The sequence below is a fragment of the Gordonia sp. NPDC003585 genome, assembly GCF_040610755.1.
Lineage (GTDB): Bacteria > Actinomycetota > Actinomycetes > Mycobacteriales > Mycobacteriaceae > Gordonia.
On the sequence record NZ_JBEXMX010000094.1, the window covers coordinates 1 to 19,698 of the forward strand.

15 protein-coding genes are annotated in these 19,698 nt (G+C 66.3%); 6 read left to right on the forward strand and 9 right to left on the reverse strand.

Annotated features, from left to right (window positions below; translation table 11 throughout):
• Positions 1–319: 319 nt before the first annotated feature.
• On the reverse strand, positions 320–1,384 hold the full coding sequence (locus ABZW74_RS20795) for a cupin domain-containing protein (RefSeq protein ID WP_240861734.1): 1,065 nt from the start codon (positions 1,382–1,384) through the stop codon (positions 320–322).
• 347 nt (positions 1,385–1,731) lie between these two features.
• On the opposite strand from ABZW74_RS20795, the gene ABZW74_RS20800 reads away from it, so the two are divergent.
• The gene (locus ABZW74_RS20800) at positions 1,732–2,079 is read left to right on the forward strand and encodes a hypothetical protein (RefSeq protein WP_240861732.1); all 348 of its coding nucleotides are present in this window, start codon (positions 1,732–1,734) and stop codon (positions 2,077–2,079) included.
• A gap of 274 nt (positions 2,080–2,353) precedes the next feature.
• On the opposite strand, the gene ABZW74_RS20805 is transcribed toward ABZW74_RS20800, so the two are convergent.
• The 5 genes from ABZW74_RS20805 to ABZW74_RS20825 form a co-directional block, all read right to left on the reverse strand.
• Positions 2,354–3,949 carry a hypothetical protein gene (locus tag ABZW74_RS20805; RefSeq protein ID WP_355279022.1) on the reverse strand — a complete coding sequence of 532 codons (1,596 nt, stop codon included), beginning with the start codon at positions 3,947–3,949 and terminating at the stop codon, positions 2,354–2,356.
• Positions 3,950–4,132: 183 nt separating this feature from the next.
• On the reverse strand, positions 4,133–5,047 hold the full coding sequence (locus ABZW74_RS20810) for a sugar phosphate isomerase/epimerase family protein (RefSeq protein WP_355279025.1): 915 nt from the start codon (positions 5,045–5,047) through the stop codon (positions 4,133–4,135).
• A gap of 10 nt (positions 5,048–5,057) precedes the next feature.
• Positions 5,058–5,963, reverse strand: a complete 906-nt coding sequence (locus ABZW74_RS20815; protein ID WP_355279028.1) for a sugar phosphate isomerase/epimerase — start codon at positions 5,961–5,963, stop codon at positions 5,058–5,060.
• A 20-nt stretch (positions 5,964–5,983) separates the two neighbouring features.
• A complete protein-coding gene (locus tag ABZW74_RS20820; RefSeq protein WP_355279047.1) occupies positions 5,984–6,985 on the reverse strand; it encodes a Gfo/Idh/MocA family oxidoreductase in 1,002 nt (333 codons plus the stop codon).
• Positions 6,986–6,990: 5 nt separating this feature from the next.
• Positions 6,991–8,172 carry a Gfo/Idh/MocA family oxidoreductase gene (locus tag ABZW74_RS20825; RefSeq protein ID WP_355279031.1) on the reverse strand — a complete coding sequence of 394 codons (1,182 nt, stop codon included), beginning with the start codon at positions 8,170–8,172 and terminating at the stop codon, positions 6,991–6,993.
• 133 nt (positions 8,173–8,305) lie between these two features.
• On the opposite strand from ABZW74_RS20825, the gene ABZW74_RS20830 reads away from it, so the two are divergent.
• Positions 8,306–9,355, forward strand: coding sequence for a LacI family DNA-binding transcriptional regulator (locus tag ABZW74_RS20830; RefSeq protein WP_355279033.1), 1,050 nt, complete (start codon positions 8,306–8,308; stop codon positions 9,353–9,355).
• Between the two features lie 19 nt (positions 9,356–9,374).
• Positions 9,375–10,913, forward strand: coding sequence for a methyltransferase (locus ABZW74_RS20835; RefSeq protein ID WP_355279036.1), 1,539 nt, complete (start codon positions 9,375–9,377; stop codon positions 10,911–10,913).
• A gap of 200 nt (positions 10,914–11,113) precedes the next feature.
• On the opposite strand, the gene ABZW74_RS20840 is transcribed toward ABZW74_RS20835, so the two are convergent.
• The 3 genes from ABZW74_RS20840 to ABZW74_RS20850 form a co-directional block, all read right to left on the reverse strand.
• Positions 11,114–12,280 (reverse strand): aminotransferase class I/II-fold pyridoxal phosphate-dependent enzyme, encoded by a 1,167-nt coding sequence (locus ABZW74_RS20840; RefSeq protein ID WP_240861716.1) that lies wholly within the window; start codon positions 12,278–12,280, stop codon positions 11,114–11,116.
• Positions 12,277–13,398, reverse strand: a complete 1,122-nt coding sequence (gene opgC, locus ABZW74_RS20845; RefSeq protein ID WP_240861714.1) for an OpgC domain-containing protein — start codon at positions 13,396–13,398, stop codon at positions 12,277–12,279. Before opgC ends, ABZW74_RS20840 begins: the two co-directional genes overlap by 4 nt.
• 81 nt (positions 13,399–13,479) lie before the next feature.
• Positions 13,480–15,267, reverse strand: coding sequence for a long-chain fatty acid--CoA ligase (locus ABZW74_RS20850; protein WP_355279039.1), 1,788 nt, complete (start codon positions 15,265–15,267; stop codon positions 13,480–13,482).
• Between the two features lie 243 nt (positions 15,268–15,510).
• Between ABZW74_RS20850 and ABZW74_RS20855 the strand changes: the two genes are divergently transcribed.
• The 3 genes from ABZW74_RS20855 to ABZW74_RS20865 form a co-directional block, all read left to right on the forward strand.
• A complete protein-coding gene (locus ABZW74_RS20855) occupies positions 15,511–17,313 on the forward strand; it encodes a DEAD/DEAH box helicase (RefSeq protein ID WP_355279041.1) in 1,803 nt (600 codons plus the stop codon).
• A gap of 175 nt (positions 17,314–17,488) precedes the next feature.
• Positions 17,489–17,821 carry a rhodanese-like domain-containing protein gene (locus ABZW74_RS20860; protein WP_240861707.1) on the forward strand — a complete coding sequence of 111 codons (333 nt, stop codon included), beginning with the start codon at positions 17,489–17,491 and terminating at the stop codon, positions 17,819–17,821.
• Positions 17,822–17,897: 76 nt separating this feature from the next.
• A partial coding sequence (locus tag ABZW74_RS20865; protein WP_355279044.1) for an AAA family ATPase occupies positions 17,898–19,698 on the forward strand: 1,801 nt, incomplete at its 3' end.

A 19,698-nucleotide genomic window follows, 5' to 3' on the forward strand; every position in this document is an offset into this window, starting at 1 on the left:
CGGATTCCGCAACCTCAACAACTACATCTTGCGGTCACTGATCCACTCCGGCGGCCTCGCAGAACACCTCGATGCACTCTGAATCCGGAAGAGCCCTATATCGAGTCTGTGCTAACAAGAGGTGGTGAGCGCTGTGCACAGGTGTCACGGCGGTGTCACAAGCCCCGTGACACGGTGTGACCGCTGTTGACCCCGCCGCAGGTCAGGGATGTGTGCGAGAGCGCTAACAGTGGTCGTGTACTGGATTTAGGTTCCAGTACTACGGAGGTTCAAGTAGCCCTCTCGCGCACCACTGCATCTGGGGACTGGCTCCGCGACCTCAGACCTCGCCCACAGCGTGCTCGTCCACCGGATTGATGCGACGCACGATCAGCGGGTCCTGGTTGGTGAACGGAAAGTCCGGCAGATCGTCGATGTGGGTGTCGAACGTCGCGGCCAGCACTTCGCGGGAGTAGGCGCTGATCGACGCCCGGTATCCGATGTCGCCCGGCGTGGGTTGGTCGAAGAAGATCAGGAAGTGGAGGTCGGGTGCGTCGACCACCTCGATGTGGTGGGGATAGGCGCGTGGGACGAAGTAGACGTCGCCGCGCTGGAGATACCAGGTGTCGAGGGTGCCGTCGGGATTCATGATCGTCATGCGTGCGGAGCCGGAGTGGACGTAGCCCATCTCGGCGGTGACCGGATGCCAGTGCGGCTCGCGCATGCCATCCTCGCGGATGCGCAGTGAGTACATCGACAGATCCGTGAGGGCCGGCCAGAACTGTTTGCGTGCGGTGTGTGCCGAGCCGAATCCGGCGTCGACGGCTGCGCCGAGGCCTTCCAGGTCCAGCTTGTGCGGATCGTTGAATCCGGCGTTCGACGGAATGACCGGATCACCCACGCGCGCAGCGAGTTTGCGGTCGACGGTGCTGCGTCGAATCTTTGCGAAGTCGCTTGCGGGGAGATCGTAGGTGTTGCCGAGTACCGCGTCGGTCATCGCGCCGAACGCGGCACCCAACCCAAAGTCTTCGGGCCGCTCGCTACGGAATGCGAGCACGAACTCGGCCGGCTCGTCGCCGATGTTCTCGATGTGATGCAGTGCGCCGGAATCGATGTGGAACATCTCGCCCGCGGTCACGGTGAAACTGGAGAACGAACTGTGGTCGTCGAGAACCGACACGAGTGAGGTACCCGAGACGCAGTAGGTGAGTTCGTTGCAGTTCGCATGCCAGTGTGGAGTACGCATCGCGCCGGGATTGATGACGATGCGCTTGATCGACAGCCCGCGCAGGATGGGGAACTCGTCGGCGGTGATGCGTCGGATCGAACCGAAATCGGACTCTTCGACGAGGTCGCCGTCGAGCAGCGACGTCGCGTGGGTGCCGTGCCGGGTGGGTGCTGCCATGATCGGCTCCGATTCTGCGAGAGGGGTTGGGCCACACAGTAGATCAATCGGTCACGGTGGGAGCGCGGATCGGCGTCCGTCGAACGGGAGAACCCTGTGCGAAGCAGCGCTGCATGTCCGGCGCACGTGTGACGATTCCGACGGAAGTCCACCCGCAAAGTTCAACAGACACGATAGGAGCCGACATGGGTTGGAACAGATGGGCAAGCAGAGCGGCGTTTCGAGCCGGAGTTGGAGCGTTACTACTGGGGGCGGGGATCGGGACCGCGCTCGTGGCACCGGGGCAGGCGACGGCGGCGCCTCGACCGGTCGACGAGGGTTCTGTCTCGGCAGGGATTCTCAGCCATGTGCCGGGTCGGCAGGACGTTGCCTCGCCGTACGTTGGCACCTGGGGTGGGCACGGCCGCGGTATCAACATCTACGCCAACGGTTTCGCGAAGGTCTCGGTCGCGTCGGGCGCCTCCAACTATGAGAAGTGGGATGCCCGCTGGCGACCCGCCGGCCGCGGCATCGTCGTGACGTTCGTCCGACGCACCGAGAGCGCCGGCGATGTGGGGGCGGGTATCCACCGAGGCACCAAGTGGTACGGCTCGCTCAAGCGGGTCCGGGGCTACACAGTGCTCGAGTTCGACCGACTGCCGGGTGTGTACTGGTGCACTCGGGCAGGTAACAACGCGGGACTCTGCGGGGCGTGATCCGTATGAAGTTGGGGCCGGAAGTCGGCCCCAACTTCAAACGGATGGGCGAGCTTCGAAGCACCTGGTGAGAGGACATTGTCGTCTCGCCAGGCCCTTCGAGGCTCGTCGCTTGCGCTCCTCGCACCTCAGGGAGCGGATAGGAGGCTCCTCGCACCTCAGGGAGCGGATAGGAGGCTCCTCGCACCTCAGGGAGCGGATAGGAGGCTCCTCGCACCTCAGGGAGCGGATACGAGGCTCCTCGCATCTCAGGGAGCGGGTGGAGACTTTCGGGTCAGCGCGCCGGGACGGCCAGGCCAGGGATCTGCGGAAGCAACGGCGCGGGGGTGCGACGTTCCGCGGAACGCCGCGGCGCGGGCGCACGCGATGGGCGCGGACTCGGCGTCGACGCGATGGTCGGGCTGGGCAGGGTGGCGCGATCGCGATTGGCCTCGGCGCCACGACCGGTTCCGGTGGCGTCGTCCTCGCGCAGACACATCGACCGCACGACGTTGTGATAGTTCACCAGGCCGTAGGTGAGGGGGAGTCCGGCGAAGACGGCGATGACCTTGGTGGGCGACAGAAAGCCGACCGTCGGGGTGCCCAAGACTTGACCCTCGACGAGCCCGCCCACCGTGCTGAACAGCCACAACGACAGGTAGTAGCTGTAGTACGCCGCGGTGAGTGACTTCGTGACGGTCAGATCCGCCAGGGGCACGGTCGCGGCGAGATTGTCCCCCTGCGCAATGTTGTGATTGAGGCCGATGACGACTTCGAGCGGTGCACCACCGATGTAGGGCACCAGGGCGCCGATATAGTCGACGATCACCTCGGCGGCGCTGAAGTCGGCCGGATCGGCGGGAATGATGTTGAGCGGGATCTGCGTCGTGCGCATCGTCGCCATGATGCGGTTGCCGGCCGATCGGATCGCGCTGCGCTCCGCATCGGTGCGGACCATGCGCTGTGCGTAATCGGTGGTGCGCGCGAGGATTCGGCTCAGTGTGAGGTCGCTGATGGGGTGGCAGGTCTCTTCGTCGGTGAGGGCGAGCTGATTGGCGGTCTCTTGGATGATCGGTGCGATCGGAACGTCGAAGCGGAGGTTCTTGCTGGGTCGTCCCGCCTGGTCCCGCTGCTCGGCGGTCACCCGCGCGACGCACTGATTGACGAGGGAACTCGAGATCGCCTGATAGAGCCGGAGCGCTCCGAGCTGACCGCCCAGCGTGACGATGCTGATGAGGGTGTTGTAGGTGATGTAGCCCGCGAACGACTCGAGCGCAGTGCCCGTCAGTGGGCTGCCCAGGAACGGCACCAAACCCGCGCCGACGCGGGCGGGAGCGATCACCGTCGCGAACAGGTAGATGAAGGCCGTCTCCACGGCCTGGCTCACGGTGATGTCGCCGAGTTCGATCGCCTCGCCCTGCCGGCCGTCGCGGATCTTCAGCAGGTTCGAGATGATCAACTGCGAGATGGGTGCCCGGTATTTGAGCGCCTTGTCGTCCCGGTCGGCACCGAGCGACTGCGGATCCTCGGACACGGCGAGCGTCGACACCCCGATCCGCTTCATGTCCCGATGTGCCTGGGCGCGCTGCGCGTTGGCCGCGGCCTTGAGCTGGGGCGGGAGGGTGGGGTAGATCGACTCGAACAGCGAGTCGTAGACGACCGCCAGCGTGGTGAACTCGCCGCTGACGCAGACGGTGGTCTTGCCCTCGTTCTCGGTCAGCGGCTTCAACAGCGACCGCTTGGACTCCGCGATCCGGTCCTGACGCTCCTGGTAGGTTTCCGCCTTGCGCTGGGCCGGAGTCTTCTCGGCGCGCGCGACGGTGCTGGTCAGCCCCGAGTACGGCGTCCCGGTGACCACCGCGGCCGACCCGTTGGCCGTGGCAGTCGCCATACAGAATGCGCACAGTGTTGCTGTTGCCGTGACTCGGACGAACCACCTCCGCCGCCGCCCGACCGCCTGGCGTTCCACCTGCACTCTGTGTACCCCGCGCTCTCACTCACCCTGCTCAGACGAGCAGCCCCGAAATTCGGACTTAGCATAGCCTGAGTGAGTCCCGCGTCAGTGTGCAGTGGGTCACCCGCCGCGGTACTTGTTCACGTACTCGTTCATCGTGGCGAGCTGGTACCTCGACACCTCGTGAGCGTTCTCGTTCTCGGCGAACACGCTCGAGACCATCACCGAGTCGTCGCGGTCATAGAAGCCGATCTCGCCGAGCGTCGAGAAGAACTCGTCCCAGTCGACGTCGCCGTCGCCGATCTTCAGATGCTGATGCACGCGCACAGCATTTCCCGGCGGATTGGTGATGTACCGAAGCCCATGTGACGCATGGTGATCCATGGTGTCGGCGACGTGGACCAGGCGCAGCATGTCACCAGCAGCGGTCATGATCTCGCGCATGTTCCCGCCGGCACTCGATCGGCCCGCTCGCTCCGCTCCCGGCGCCATATGAAAGCTGTGGCAGCCCACGAAGACCATCCCGATATTGCGTGAGTTGACCCCGCGGATCACCCGGATCGCCGCCAATCCATCTTCGACGAAGTCGTCCGGGTGCGGATCGATCCGAACGTCGATGCCTTCGCGCTCGATGATCGGCAACAGCTCCTCCATCGACCGGTAGAACGCGCGCTCGGACTCCTCGGCCTTCTCCGGGCGGCCGGAAAACTCGGTGTTCATCACGTTCACCCCGAGGTCGACGGTGATCTGGATGGCCCGCTTCCAATACCGCACGGCCGCCTCGCGGGCGTCCTCGTCGGGTCCCGACCACCGCAACACCGGCAGCACCGACGCGATGCCGACGCCGGCGTCGTCGCACGCTCTCCGAAACTTGGCCACCAGGGCGTCGTCGGCCTTGGGGTGATTGAAGAACGGGATCATGTCGACGTGCGGCGTCAACTGCAGGTATTCATATCCCAATTCGGCGACGACGCCGGGCAGTTCCAGCAGCGAGTAGTCGTGGTGGAAGGGGGTCGGATCGAGTGCGACCTTCATGATTGCTCCTTCAGCTGAATCGGACCGCGGGAATGCCACAGCCGCCCAGATACTTTCGGGTTCGCTGGGCGATCGGCAGAGGTGCGTCGACCGAGCACGGATACATATCCTGTTCGACGATCGCGAAGATGTCGATGTCGAGTCCGGCCACCGCGTCGAGCAGGGGTGGCATCTCGGGGATGCCGCGCGGTGGTTCGGTCATCGCGCCCAGCTTGACGGCCTCGCCGAAGGGCAGGTCGTCGGCGGCGACCTTGGCGCGCACCTCCTCGTCGACCTGCTTGAGGTGCAGGTACCCGATGCGGTCTGGGTGCTTGGTGATGATGGCGAGATTGTCTCCGCCGCAATAGGTCACATGCCCGGTGTCGAGGCAGAGGTTCACGAACTCGCTGTCGGTGTTCTCCAGGAAGCGGTAGATGTTCTCCTCGGTGTCGACGTGGCTGTCCGCGTGCGGGTGGTATTGCGCACGGACGCCGTACTTCTCGAACATCGCCCGGCCAAGTTCGTTCATGCCCTCGGTCTTCTTGCGCCACTGCTCGTCGGTGAGCACGCGATCCTCGAGGACCGCTCCGGACGCGGGATCGCGCCACATCTCCGGGATCACCACGACGTGCTTGCCGCCGACCGCGGCGGTCAACCTGGCGACGTCCTCGATCTGCGTCCACACCGCATCCCACGAGTCGTCATGATGCAGATGTTCGAAAACCGTTCCCGCCGAGAGCTTCAGGCCACGGGTACGGAGCTCGTCGAGCAGCTTCTCCGGATCGGTGGGGAGGTAGCCGTACGGGCCGAGTTCGATCCACTCGTAGCCCGACGACGACACCTCGTCGAGGAAACGCGTGTACGGGGTCTGCTGTGGGTCATCGGGAAACCAGACTCCCCAGGAGTCGGGTGCGGAGCCGACGATGATGCTGCTCATGATGTGTGCCTTTCGTGCTTTCAGGATGCGGGGGTGAGGGTGGGGTAGACGATGGTCTCGGCGTTGCCGGTGGACAGCGAGCGTGTCGCCGCCTCCGCGATCGCCTGAGCTTTCAGGGCTTCCGAAAGCGTTGGGCCGATGGGTGTTCCGGTGGACACAGCGGCGACGAAGTGATCCAGGGCGCTGCGGTAGGTGGGCGCGACGCGTTCGAACCACCCTGGGTGCAGGCCGTCCAGGGTCACGCTTGTGCGGCCATAGCGGGTGACCGCGCCGGTGCGCTGCCGGTCGGACTCGGCCATACCGTCGGAGCCGAGCACCTCGATGCGTTCGTCGTAGCCGTAACCGGTGCGGCGGACGCTGTCGATCTGGACCAGGGTGCCGCTGGGCATGCGCAGGGTGACCACCGACGTGTCGACGTCGCCGAGGTCGCTCATCCGGGGGTCGGTGAACACCGAACCCGCGGCGTACACCGACTCCGGGTCTTCGCCGGTGATCCAGCGTGCGAGATCGAAGAAGTGCACGGTCTGATCGCGCATCTGCCCGCCCGACACCGCGATGTAGTCCAGCGGCGGCAGGGCCGGACCGCGGGTGGTCATCCCGACGAGTTCGACGGTGCCGAGTTCGCCCGAGGTGGCCAGTCGGTGCAGTTCGGCGTAGTCGCGGTCGAACCGCCGGTTGAAGTCGACCATCATCGGACGCTCACCACCGACCTCGGCGACGACCTCGGTGGCGTGCGCCAGATCCAGGTCGATCGGCTTCTCGCACAGGCAGGCCAGCCCGGCGGCGGCCGCCGTGCGCAGATGCTGCGCGTGCGTGTCGGTCGACGACGCGATCAGCACCGCGTCGAGGTCGGCCGGGTTCATGGCGTCGGCAAGGTCGAAGACCTGGGTTCCGTGCCGGTCGGCAAGCGCTCGGGCGCGGTCGGCGTCGATGTCGGCGACACCCACGAACTCGACGCCTGGGTGGGCGGCGAGGTTGGTGGCGTGGACGGCGCCGATGAAACCGGCGCCGATGAGGGTCATGCGAATCACGCGGGTACTCCTGTGAGGTTGGTGGTGGCGACCGGTGCCCCGGCCCTGTCATGTGAATCAAGCACGGCAGCAACGAATTCGACGCCGATGAGGCCGTCGCGTCCGGTGGGGAAGGACAATTCGCGCACCGGTGCGTCGAAGCCGTCGCGGTGGGCGGTCAGCGCATCGGCGAGGTCGGCGTAGAAGTTGGCGAACGCCTCCAGGAAGCCTTCCGGGTGGCCGAGTCCGGCCCGGGTGAGGCGCCCGGCTTCGATCGACAGCCGCGGTGACCCCTGGTTGAGCACTGTCTCGACGCCGTCGTGGTCACGAATACGCAGGCGGGTCGGATCGTGGTGATCCCACTCGAGGGCTGCTCGTGACCCGAAGACCCGGATACGCAGTCCGTGGGGATTACCGGTCGCCGCCATGCTCGCCCAGAGCGATGCCTGCGCGCCACCGGTCAGCGCCACGCGCATGGTGGCGTTGTCGAAGACCGCCCGACCCGGGACGAGGGTGTCCAGCTGTGCCGACACCGCGGTGGGTTCCTGCCCGGTGACGAACCGAAGGAGATGAACGGCGTGGGTGCCGAGGTCGGCGACGACACTGGCCGACCCGCCGATGTCCGGATCGGTGCGCCAGCGCGCCTGACGGTGTTCGCCCTGCTCGAGGGGACGTGCCGCCCAGCCCGACGCGTGTTCGACCGACACGAACCGGATGTCACCGAGTTCACCGCCGCGCACCCGGTGAGCGGCCTCGCGCACCATCGCGTAGGCCGAATAGCAGTGTGGGACAGCCAGTATCGCGTCGTTGTCGGCAGCGATACGGACCAGTTCGCGGGCGTCGTCGGCGTGGAGGGTGAGCGGCTTCTCGCAGACCACCGAAATGCCACGCGACAGGAATGCCCGCGTGACGTCAAAGTGGCTGTCGTTGGGGGTGACCACCACGGCCACGTCGATACCGTCGGGCCGAGAGGACTCGGCCGCGGCCATGTCCTCGTGATCGCGGTAGATGCGGTCGGCCGGTACGCCGAGATCGGCACCCATGCGTGACGACGCAGTGTGGTCGCGACCGAAGACGCCGGCCGCCAGCGTGTAGCGACCGTCGAGGTTCATGCCCGCCCGGTGCGTCTTGCCGATGTCGGCGCCTTCACCGCCGCCGACCATGCCGGCCCGCAGGCGTGGGCCCGGTGCCTCGGTCATCTGTTTCTGCCTTTCGTGTCCCGAATGTGACGTGGTGTGCGGTCTCATGTGGGACAGTGGTTTGGGACGAGATTGGGACCGGTCCCAATCACCGTACGTGGTACGGGTCACAAGAGCAATAGGATGGTCGATCGTGGCGGAAAGTGAACTCACCGACAGCGCCGGCGAGGTACGTCGGGCGGCGACCATCAGAGACGTCGCTGTGCATGCCGGGGTGTCGAAATCGCTGGTGTCGCGCGTCCTGCGCGACGAGCCCAACGTGAGCGACGAGCGTCGCGCCCGCGTGCGCGAGGCGATGGCCGAACTCGGGTATCGGCCCAACTCGATCGCTCGCGGACTCTCGCAGTCACGGAGCGGGACGGTGGGCGTCATCATCAACGATCTGCGCAACCCGTGGTACGTCAGCCTGCTCGAAGGTCTCGCGACCTCATTCGACGCGGTCGACATCGCACCGCTGTTGGTCGACGCGCGATTGGACCATCGGGTCGGCCGCGACACCGTCGAAACCCTGCTGTCCCGGCAGGTCGACGGGATCGTGGTGGTCGGAACCACCGATGCCCGAGTCGCGGTGGAGCGGGCCGCCGAGTCGGTCCCGGTGGTCTTGGCCGGCACCCTCGAGCCGGACCTGCCCACCGTCGACATCTCCGTCGACGATGACCTGGCCGGATCGCGACTGGCCACGACGCATCTGCTCGAACTGGGTCATCGGCGGTTGGCTCACCTGCAGGGTCCGGCCAAGGTCGGCACCTTGCGTCGTACGGGTTTCGAGGACGCGATCGCCGAGTTCGGGACCGCCCAAGGCGCGCCGGTCGACCAGGTGGTCGAGTTTGCGGGCATGACCGAGGAGGGCGGCCATTCGGCAACTGCGCGACTGCTGGATTCACCAACGCCGCCGACCGCGATCTTTGCCTTCAACGACATGACCGCACTCGGCGCGTTGTCGGCGGCCGACGAGCGGGGGCTCTCCGTGCCCGGTGACCTGTCGCTCATCGGTTACGACGACACCCAACTCGCGCGGCTGCGGCACATCTCGCTGACGTCGGTCGACAACGGCAACTTCACGGTGGGTGCCCAGGCCGCGAAGTTCCTGATCCAGCGGATGGAGCGTCCAAGCGCGCCGCAACGGATATATCGACACGCCCCGGGACTCATGGTGCGCCGCACCACCGCGGCACCGCGATAACACTCGATACGCTGTCACCGTGCCACCCAGCGACCTGCCACTGTCCGACACCGCCGTCATCGACCGGCTCGGCGCCGACCTCAGGTCGGCCGGATACACCACCGACGGTGTCGCGGATCTGCTGGGCGAGGAGGCAAATGCTGCTCTTGGTCGGGGAGTGTGGTGGCCCGCCCTGCGAGCGGCCGATGCCGCACCACCGGCACAGGCTCGTCTTGCGACCATCGTCCGATTGTTCATCCTCGGTGCCGATGAGGCCGAAGAGTCGGTGGCGCAGGCATTTCCGTCAAACGGATGGCATGCGCTGTGGGTCAACAGGGTGATCGACCGAACGGCGACCGGGCGGCTGCGGGCGGCTCTCGACATCCGGCCGCACGGCGACGAGGCCCACGAGTTCCTGGTGATCTCCGATCAGGACGCGGCCATGCGCGCCGCGCCGGTGTCCCACGACCACGTGCTCGGCATCGGTGGCGCGTCGATCTCGTTGGCGCGTGCGATCATTCGTGAACCCGTTGCTCGAGCCCTGGACATCGGCACGGGATGCGGAATCCAGGCGCTGCATCTGAATGCGCACTGCGACGAGATCGTTGCCACCGACACCAATCCGCGCGCCCTCGCGCTCGCGGCGGCCACCGCTGCGATCAACGGCATGCGTTGGGATCTGCGTGCGGGCAGTCTGTTCGAGCCGGTTGCGGGTGAACGCTTCGATCTCATCGTGTCGAATCCGCCGTTCGTCGTCGGGGCCGGCGATCGCGACTACATCTATCGGGATTCCGGGATGGCGGGAGATGCGCTGTGCGAGAGTCTCATCCGCCAGATCCCCGATCACCTCGAACCCGGTGGCACGGCGCAGTTGTTGGCCAACTGGATGATTGCCGACGGTGCCGACTGGCGTGAGCGGGTGGGTGGCTGGGTGCGCGACACCGGACTCGACGCGTGGGTGGTGCAACGTGAGGCCGCCGATCCGGTCGACTACATCTCGTTGTGGCTGTCGGACGCGGGGGAGCGGCCGGAGGAGGCGGCCCGACGCGGCGCGGAATGGCTACAGTGGTTCGCCGAGTCGGGCATCTCCGCGATCGGCATGGGTGTGATCACGTTGCGCGCGCCCGCGTCGGGTCAGCACCGTGCCGCCGACGTCGTCGTCGAGGAGATCGCCGGTGCCGGTGAAGAGGTGACCGGCCCGGAGGCGCAGGCCTTCCTCGCGCGCCGTACCTATCTGCGCACCAGCACCGACGAGGAGTTGCTGCGACGGCGGTTGTCGACCGCACCGGTCTTCCTCGAGGAGCAGTCACTACCGGGCGAGGAAGGCTGGCAGCAGGTGTCGGCCACGGTCCGCAGACCCGGCGGTCCCGGCGCGGTTCTCGGCGTCGACGAGGTGTCGCGAGCCCTGCTCGCCGGTTGTCGGGGTGAGGTTCCGCTGGGGGCACTGATCGAGTTGCTCGCGGACTTCCACGACGTCGACGCCGACGCGCTGGCCGCTGCTGCGCTCCCGGTTGTGCGAGAGGCGATTGGTCGGGGGATTCTGTTCGAGGTCTCCAACGCTGCACCTGCCGCTGGCTAGGTGCGAACCCTCGCTGGTCGAGCCGACTCCGAGCCGCCAGGCGAGGCGTCGTGTCGAGACCCCTGGTGAGACAACAATGTCGTCTCACCAGGGGCTTCGAGGCTCGCAGGCTCGCACCTCAGCCATCGGGAGAAGGGCGCCCTCACGGCGCGGTGGTGGGGCCACCGAGCGGGTGGTGGGGCAACCGAGCGGAGGTCGCGTCAGCCGAACGTCGCGTCGAGCGCGGAGGTGAGATCGGTCGCGAGGTCGTCGGCGTCTTCGAGTCCCACCGAGAATCGCAGGTGTCCCCAGCGGCGGAAGTCTTCCGGGTAGGCGGCGACCCGCGGACCGTCGGGGCCGACGTGGACGATCAGGGATTCGTCGTGACCGAGCGACACCGCCGACGTGATGATCTTCAGGGACGAGACGAAGCGGTTCTGGGTGGCCGCGTCGCCGCGCACGGCGAACGCCATCATCGCGCCGAACCCCCGACCGTCGAATTGCTTTGCCGCAAGCGCGTGTTGGGGATGCGACGGCAGCCCGGGGTAGGCGACGAAGGCGACCCTCGGATCGTCGTGCAGAACCTGCGCCAAGTGAGCGGCGGTGCGTTGGTGCTGTTGCAGGCGCAGTGGCAACGTGATCGCACCCCGCGCGATCAGCCACGCGTTGAACGGCGAGATGACGCCACCGACGTCGACCATCGCCTCCGCACGAATGCGATCGATGAGGTCAGACCTGCCGAGCACCGCTCCGCCCATCGCGTCACCGTGGCCGTTGATGTACTTCGTGAGCGAATGCACCACCAGGTCGGCGCCCGCGTCCAACGGCCGATACAGCGGCGGGGGAGTAAATGTGGAGTCGATGAGCAGCAGTGCATCGGCGTCATGCGCCAATGCCGCCAACGCAGCGATGTCGGCGACCTTGGTCGTCGGATTGGCGATCGTCTCGGCGACCAGCATCCGGGTCCGCGGTGTGAACGCAGCGGCCACCGCGTCGGCGTCGGCGATGTCGACAAAGGTCGCCTCGATGCCGTGCTTCTGCGGCAGCAGGTGCGACCACAACTTCCAGGTCGCCTCGTAGGTCGTGTCGGATACGACGACGTGGTCGCCGGTCCGTAGGAAGGTGAAGAACACCGCGTGCAATGCCGCCACCCCGGAGGCCAGTGTGACGGCGTCCTCGGCGTGTTCCATGGTCGCCAGTTTTGTTTGCAGCGCAATCTGATTCGCGCCGGTGTTACGGGTGTAGAACAGCTGGTCGGTGCCCGACCAATCCAGCGACGCGGGGTCGTCGGGCAAGCGATACGAGTTGGCCATGGTGATCGGCGTGCGGATCGCCGGGCCGCTCGTGTCGTTGCCGCTGTGCACGCTGACGGTCATGTCGCCGGTCATGTCGGTGCCCCTACTTTCTCGGATCGTCGGTCGGGTTGCTGCGAAAGCAGGATCATCGGAGCGCGGTGCAGCTTGTCGATGCGTGCTGAGCTACGGAACTCCGCCCACCCCCAACAGACCCCGAAGACGAGCAACGCAGCCGAGCAGGTGGTGATCGAGGCCCACGGGCGATGAGCGATGTGGATGGGCACCACGACAAGCGCAATCGCCTGGATGACATAGGAATCCAGGCTTCGCGAACCCGTCATCACCAGCGGACGCAGCCAGTCGCGATGCCACCACCGCAGCAGCAGCCGAAAGAACCCGTAGACCGCGGGAATGGCGATCCACGCGCAGATCGCGCGGGCCGGCCCGAAGTCTCGTTTGTCGGCGAGCGGTGGGTCGGGGAGCGTCCACGGGTCGTAGCCGACGATGAGGTGAATGGCCACCGCCAGCGCGACCGCCCCGACGAGAAGCGGGAACAGGAACTGGTCGATCCTCTCGGCGACACGCCAGCGATCCCAGTTCCAGCCGACGACGACGGCGGGCACGAAGAGTATCTGCCACCCGGCCCAGTTCTCGGTACGCGGCGACGGCATGTAGGACGTGACGTAGAACGGGTCGGGACTCGCGACTTGTGAAAGGGCGTACAGCGCAATGGAACCGAGAAGGATCCACATCCACCACCCGCGCATGAGCATCGGGAACAGCGCGAATGCCGACGCCATCAGCACCATGTACAGCAGCAGGATGTTGCCGCCGGCGGGCAAGTACTGCATGGTGACCGCGAGCCAGATGCCCTGCGCCCAGCTGTCGATCGGCAGCAGCCACGTGAGCCAGCGGTGCCCGGCCATCGCCGCGCCGACAGCGACGAGGGCGATCGTCAGCTGGCAGAGGTAGAGCACTGCCAGCCGTTTGGCCAGACGCACGTAGGCGTAGCGCAGCGTGTGGCGGTCGATCCAGCGTTGGTAGACGATGCCCAGGACGATCCCGGACAACAGCACGAACGCCGACATGCCATCGACGTAGGGGAAGGCGTGCGTCGGCTCGGCAATCGGGGTGGCCCCCGCGAAATGGGCCGCGATCATGCTCCAGATCGCGAGCCCGCGCGTGGCGTCGATCGCCAGGTCCCGTTTCATCGCCCCGCAGCATATGGCATTTCGCCCGGAGAATGCGGACGGCCCCGTACCCCACGGGGATACGGGGCCGACTGATTCTTGTCAGCTGTACAGGTCCGCGATGGCGGTCTTGTAGGCGTCGTGAATCACATTGCGCTTCAGCTTCATCGTCGGGGTCAGTTCACCCGACTCGATGGTGAAGTCGGTATCGAGGATGGTGAACTTCTTGATCGCCTCGGCGTTGGAGACCTTGGCGTTGGCGTCCTTGACGGCCGTGTCGATCTCGGCACGGAGATCGGCGTTGTCCACGAGGTCCGAGATCGGCGTGTCGGCGGGTAGGTTGTGCCGCTCCAGCCACCCGGGGACGGCCTCGGGGTCGATGGTGATCAGCGCACCGATGAACGGCTTGTTGTCGCCGACAACGAGGCATTGGCTGATCATCGGGTGTGCGCGGATCGTGTCCTCGAGTTGCGCGGGTGAGACGTTCTTGCCGCCTGCGGTGACGATCAGTTCCTTCTTGCGACCGGTGATGTAGAGGAAGCCGTCCTCCAACTTGCCGATGTCGCCGGTGTGGAACCAGCCGTCCTTGATGGAGTCGGCCGTCGCCTCGGCATTCTGCCAATAGCCGCCGAACACCACCGGTCCCTTGAGCAGGACCTCGCCGTCGTCGGAGATCGCGACGGTGACGCCGGGAACTGGACGTCCAACCGATCCGACGCGCTGATGGTCCTCGTTGTTGGCGGTCACCGCTGCGGTGGTCTCCGAGAGGCCGTAGCCCTCGTACACCGGAATGCCGACGCCGCGGAAGAAGTGGCCGAGGCGGGCGCCGAGAGGTGCGCCGCCGGAGATGGCGCCCTCGCAGTTGCCGCCGAGAGCCGCACGCAGCTTGCCGTAGACCAGCCGATCGAACAGTGCGTGGCGCAGTTTGAGGCCGAGCCCGATGCTGCCCGCCTCCATGGCCTTGCTGTACTCGATCGCGGTGTCGGCAGCCTTGTCGAAGATCTTGCCCTTGCCGCCGTCGTAGGCCTTCTGCTTCGCGGAGTTGTACACCTTCTCGAACACGCGCGGCACCGACAGCACGTAGTTCGGCTTGAACGTTCCGAGGTCGTCGATGAGATTCGGGATGTCGTTGGTGTGCCCCAGGATCACGCCGTTCTCGACGCAGCCGACGGCGACCACGCGCGCGAACACGTGGGCCAGCGGCAGGAACAGCAGTGTCGATTTACCCTCGGCGAGCCCGGCACCCACCGCATCGCGGGTGGCCGCGCACTCGGCAATGAAGTTGGCGTGGGTGAGGACGACACCCTTGGGGCGGCCGGTGGTGCCCGAGGTGTAGATGAGTGTCGCGGCGTCCGAGGACAGGGCATTGGCGTGCCGGTTGTCGAGTTCCTCGTCGCCGAGTTTCGCACCGCGCTTGGTGATGGTCGCGAGTGCGTGATCGTCGATCACGAGGGTCTCGCCGAGGGCGGGCGCCTCGTCGATCACCCGGATGTGCCGGGTGTACTGCGGATGATTCTCGACGAACAGCAGTTTGGTCGCGGAGTCCTCGAGGATCCACTGGACCTGGTCGGGCGCGGAGGTCTCGTAGATCGCGACAGTGGTCGCGCCCGCACGCCAGATGGCGTAATCCAGCACGGTCCACTCGTAGCGGGTGGACGACAGGATGGCGACGCGATCGCCCGGCTCCACACCCGAGGCGATGAGGCCCTTGGCGACGGCGTCGACCTCGTCGGTGAAGTGCTTGGCCGTCACGGTGATCCACTGGCCGTTGGAACGCCGCTTGAACAACGGCATCGTCGGCCGTTCGGCCCGATACCGGAGGATGGCGTCGACGGTCGTCGCCTTGTCGTCGACGTTGAGATCCGACGGGGTGGCGTATTGCTGCTGCATGGCGCTCCTGAGACGGGAAACCTGGACAAAACGGACACCGCGCGACCCGCATCGGCGGCCGCCTCGGCGTGTGAGTGGAACCGACAGTACCAGTATCCGTGTGGTTGATCACACAGTGGTCGGAATGACCGAATCCGCTGATCACGGCGGCAATCTGTGCCAATCGCGGGACACATTGCGCGCGATGCCACCTCTCGGGGTCGCGCCGATTAGAGTTGACGTGATGAACGAGACCACCAGCGCATGAGTACCTCGCCAGACAACGCTGCGTCCTCCGACGGCACCCCACCCGGACCCGCCGTCGGAACCTTTGACGACCTGGACATCGATTCACGGGTTCGGTCGGCCATCACCGACGTCGGTTACGAGACCCCGTCGCCCATCCAGGCCGCGACCATCCCGCCACTCATGGCCGGCCGTGACGTCGTCGGACTCGCCCAGACCGGCACCGGCAAGACTGCCGCATTCGCGATACCGATTCTGTCCCGGCTCGAGGGTGCCGGCGACGGGTCGGGCCCGCGTAAGCCGCAGGCACTGGTCCTGGCTCCGACGCGCGAACTCGCGCTGCAGGTGGCGGAGGCCTTCGGCCGGTATTCGGCACACATGCCCGAGGTGCGGGTGCTGCCCATCTACGGCGGCCAGAGTTACGGCGTTCAGTTGTCCGGACTCCGCCGTGGCGCGCAGGTCATCGTCGGTACGCCGGGCCGGGTGATCGATCACCTCGACCGCGGCACCCTCGACATCTCCGAGCTTCGCTTCCTGGTGCTCGACGAGGCCGACGAGATGCTCACGATGGGTTTCGCCGAGGACGTCGAACGCATCCTCGCCGAAACGCCGGACGACAAGCAGGTTGCGTTGTTCTCGGCGACCATGCCCAGTGCGATCCGCCGGCTCGCGCAGCGATATCTGCACGATCCGCAGGAGATCACGGTCAAGGCCAAGACCGCGACCGCGCAGAACATCAACCAGCGGTACTTGCAGGTGTCTCATCAGCGCAAGCTCGATGCGCTCACCAGGTTCCTCGAGGTCGAGACCTTCGACGCCATGATCGTGTTCGTGCGCACCAAGCAGGGCACCGAGGAGCTTGCGGAAAAACTGCGCTCGCGCGGATTCTCTGCGGTCGCGATCAACGGCGACATGGCGCAAGCGCAACGTGAACGCACGATCAACCAGCTCAAGAGCGGCGGCATCGACATCCTCGTCGCCACCGACGTCGCCGCGCGTGGACTCGACGTGGACCGCATCTCCCACGTGGTCAACTTCGACATCCCGCACGACACCGAGTCCTACGTGCATCGCATCGGCCGCACCGGCCGGGCGGGGCGGTCGGGCAACGCGTTGCTGTTCGTCTCACCGCGTGAACGGCACCTGCTGCGCTCGATCGAGCGGGCCACCCGCCAGACGCTCACCGAGATCGGCTTGCCCAGCGTCGAAGACGTGAACGCGCAGCGCGTCGCGAGGTTCGCCGACTCGATCACCGAGAACCTGGCGTCGGACAATCTCGCCATGTTCCGCAAGCTCATCGAGAACTATGCGCAGGACAACGACGTGGCGATGGCCGACATCGCAGCTGCGCTGGCACTCGAGACCCGCGACGGCGGTTTCCTGATGGCACCGGATCCGCCCGAAGGTGAGCGTCCGGCGCGCAAGGAACGTGCGCCGCGACGATCGGGCGGGAGTTTCGCCACCTACCGGATCGCCGTCGGCCGCAAGCACAAGGTGTCGCCGGGCGCCATCGTCGGCGCCATCGCCAACGAAGGCGGACTCACTCGGGGTGATTTCGGCAACATCAGCATCCGCGACGATTTCAGCCTCGTCGAGCTGCCTGACGACCTCGACAACGAGACGCTGTCGGCGCTGCGCGACACCCGCATCGGCAAGAACCCGATCGATCTGCGCAAGGACTTTGGTCCCCCGCGGACGCGAGGTGGTGCCAAACGTGGTGCTCAGGGGCCTCGCGGCGGCGGACGTGACGGTCATGGAAAACGCGGCGACAGCTGGGGCAAGCGGGGCAATCCACGTGTCGCGGGTCGACGCAACGGCTGAGCGTGGTCCTCACTTCGCCGTGTGGTGACGTGTGAGCCCTTCTGGTCGCGTGGGACGGAACTTGTCAGATCGAGATATTTCCGTAACCTTTTGGGGTGGGGGAACGACATACCCCCTGAACGCTGTAATCCCCAGCGCGACAACACACACGAGTTACAGGAATGGTGAGTCACCAGTGTCAGTGGTGAATTCGATCTCAGCAGAAGACGCAATCGATCACAGCAGTCACGGCGAGGCCGTGATGGTGGACGCCCGCCCGCAGGTCATGCGGCATCAGGGCAGTCTCCCCGGCGCAGTGGTCGTCGACCCGGTCGATGTGTCGGCACGCTTCACGCCGACCCCGTCGGGAACCTTCCCGGTGGTGCGCAACCCCGACACCGAGATCGCCGTGGTCTCCGTCCGTTCGCAGGCTCCGCGCATCGCCGAGCAGATCGCCGACCTGGGCTACACCAACGTCCGCTACGTCGACGGCGGCTATTCCGCCCTGCGTTCGACGCCTGGCTCCTGACGGCTCGTTCTCTTGAGCGTTCGGCGTCTGACCAGCGGCTTGGTAGCGTAGCCGGGCAGACGCAGGAGGACGACGCATGGAGGACGGCACGAGCGAGCCGCTTCGCGACCAGGTCACGCGCTTGGTGGGGTTCCTCCGTGAGCTGGTTCGATCACGATCGGAGTCGATCTCCGATGTCGAAGCCGCCCCTGGCGTCGTCTGGATCGGGGCCGGAACGGGTGTCGGCGTTCGAGCCTCTGCCGGTCCGGGGCAGGTGGTTGTGCAGGTCGCACCCGGTGAGTCGGGTTACGACGAGTTGGCCAGAGTCACCGGGGAACTCCGCGAGAACCCGGAGACCCTTGAGTTGGTGCTGGCCAATGCGCTGCTCACGGTGGTCGAGAACGAGAACGACACCACGCCGCTGATCCGCGAGCACCTGCTCACCCAGGAGGTCCTCGCAGAGCGGGATGACGACGACACGATCCGCGTCACGCCGGGTGCCGGTTCTGCCCCGATGGTGCACGACACCCACTTCCTGGCCGCGATCGACGGCATCGATCTGTCCGCCGCAGTCAAGGCGCGCCGCGCACTGACCGAGCAGCCCACCGTGGTGGGTAACAAGGTCACCGATCTCGTCGCCGATTGGATGAGCCGGATCGACGTCGACACCGAGAAGGTGTCGGTGGCGCTCGACATGCGGCCCGCCATCGTGCTGCGTCAACGGGGTACCGGTGCGGCACTCGCCTTCTACGACGCAATCCTGACCGACCTCCGAAACCCCGACATCCCGGTGCCGATGGGCCTGACCCAACTGGTGCGGCCGATCGAGGCCGACGAACGGTTGAGCGCCCTCGTCGAGTCGGGTGCGATGAGCGCCGACGAATTGGTGCGCGGCGCATTGTTCGGCCTGCCGTCCAACGTCGAACAGCGCGACGTTCTCGGTCGGCTCGGCGTCGACAGTGGCGTTGTGGTCGAAGGACCGCCCGGCACCGGCAAGACGCACACAATCGCGAACGTGATGTCGGCACTGCTGGCCAAAGGGCAGCGTGTCCTCGTGGTCAGCGAGAAGTCGCACGCGCTGCACGTGCTGCGCGACATGCTGCCCGACGAGATCCGCGACCTCACGGTCTCGATCGCCGATGTCAGCAAGGACGGTTTCGACGCTGTCGTGCGCGGCGTCGAGGCCTTGGCCGAACGCAAGTCGGCCTATTCGGCCCCGGTTGCCGACGCCGAGATCGAAGACCTCGTCGCGCGTCGCGAGCACGTGATGTCCCGCCGCGAGACCACGCTGCGCGAGCTGTGGGAACTGCGTGCCGCGGAAACCGTCGTGCACGACTGGGTGGCCGGTGACTATCGGGGCACGGCAGCCGACGTGGTTCGGCAGGTCCTCGCCGACGCCGATCGATTCGAGTGGTTGCCCGGACCCATCGACGGTGGCGTACCGCCGCTCGATACCGACGAGTTCGGGCGGTTTGTCGACTTGCTTCGTGCCACCGGCGGCTCGACTGCGCGTCTCGCGCAGCGTTTCCCGGACCTCGCCGACCATCTGCCCGACCCGGCGGTGATGGACCGGATCTGCGCACGCATTGCCTCGCGGCCGCACGAACCGATGACCGGGACCGGGTCGCTGCTGTCGGTACTCGACGGCGTCGACAGTGACCGCCTGATCCGTATCAAGGAACTCTGCGAACACCTCGCGATTGCCTCCACCGAAGTGCAGACCTTCCCGGCGCCCATCGTCGACATGGCCGACCGGCTGCTCGCCGGGCAGGCGTCACATCTGTGGTCGCGCGTGACCACCCTGTCGCCGATCATCGCCGACGCCGCGCGGCGTGATCGCGAACTCGGCGCGCATGTCGTCGTCGTGGACGGTGCCGGGCCGGGGAGCGCCACCCTCT

Coding starts and splice junctions, on each gene's coding strand:
- ABZW74_RS20825 (WP_355279031.1), bottom strand. CDS start 8,172: ATGACCGAGGCACCGGGCCCACGCCTGCGGGCCGGCATGGTCGGCGGC.
- ABZW74_RS20805 (WP_355279022.1), bottom strand. CDS start 3,949: ATGGCGACTGCCACGGCCAACGGGTCGGCCGCGGTGGTCACCGGGACG.
- ABZW74_RS20855 (WP_355279041.1), top strand. CDS start 15,511: ATGAGTACCTCGCCAGACAACGCTGCGTCCTCCGACGGCACCCCACCC.
- ABZW74_RS20850 (WP_355279039.1), bottom strand. CDS start 15,267: ATGCAGCAGCAATACGCCACCCCGTCGGATCTCAACGTCGACGACAAG.
- ABZW74_RS20810 (WP_355279025.1), bottom strand. CDS start 5,047: ATGAAGGTCGCACTCGATCCGACCCCCTTCCACCACGACTACTCGCTG.
- ABZW74_RS20795 (WP_240861734.1), bottom strand. CDS start 1,384: ATGGCAGCACCCACCCGGCACGGCACCCACGCGACGTCGCTGCTCGAC.
- ABZW74_RS20840 (WP_240861716.1), bottom strand. CDS start 12,280: ATGACCGGCGACATGACCGTCAGCGTGCACAGCGGCAACGACACGAGC.
- opgC (WP_240861714.1), bottom strand. CDS start 13,398: ATGAAACGGGACCTGGCGATCGACGCCACGCGCGGGCTCGCGATCTGG.
- ABZW74_RS20820 (WP_355279047.1), bottom strand. CDS start 6,985: ATGACCCTCATCGGCGCCGGTTTCATCGGCGCCGTCCACGCCACCAAC.
- ABZW74_RS20815 (WP_355279028.1), bottom strand. CDS start 5,963: ATGAGCAGCATCATCGTCGGCTCCGCACCCGACTCCTGGGGAGTCTGG.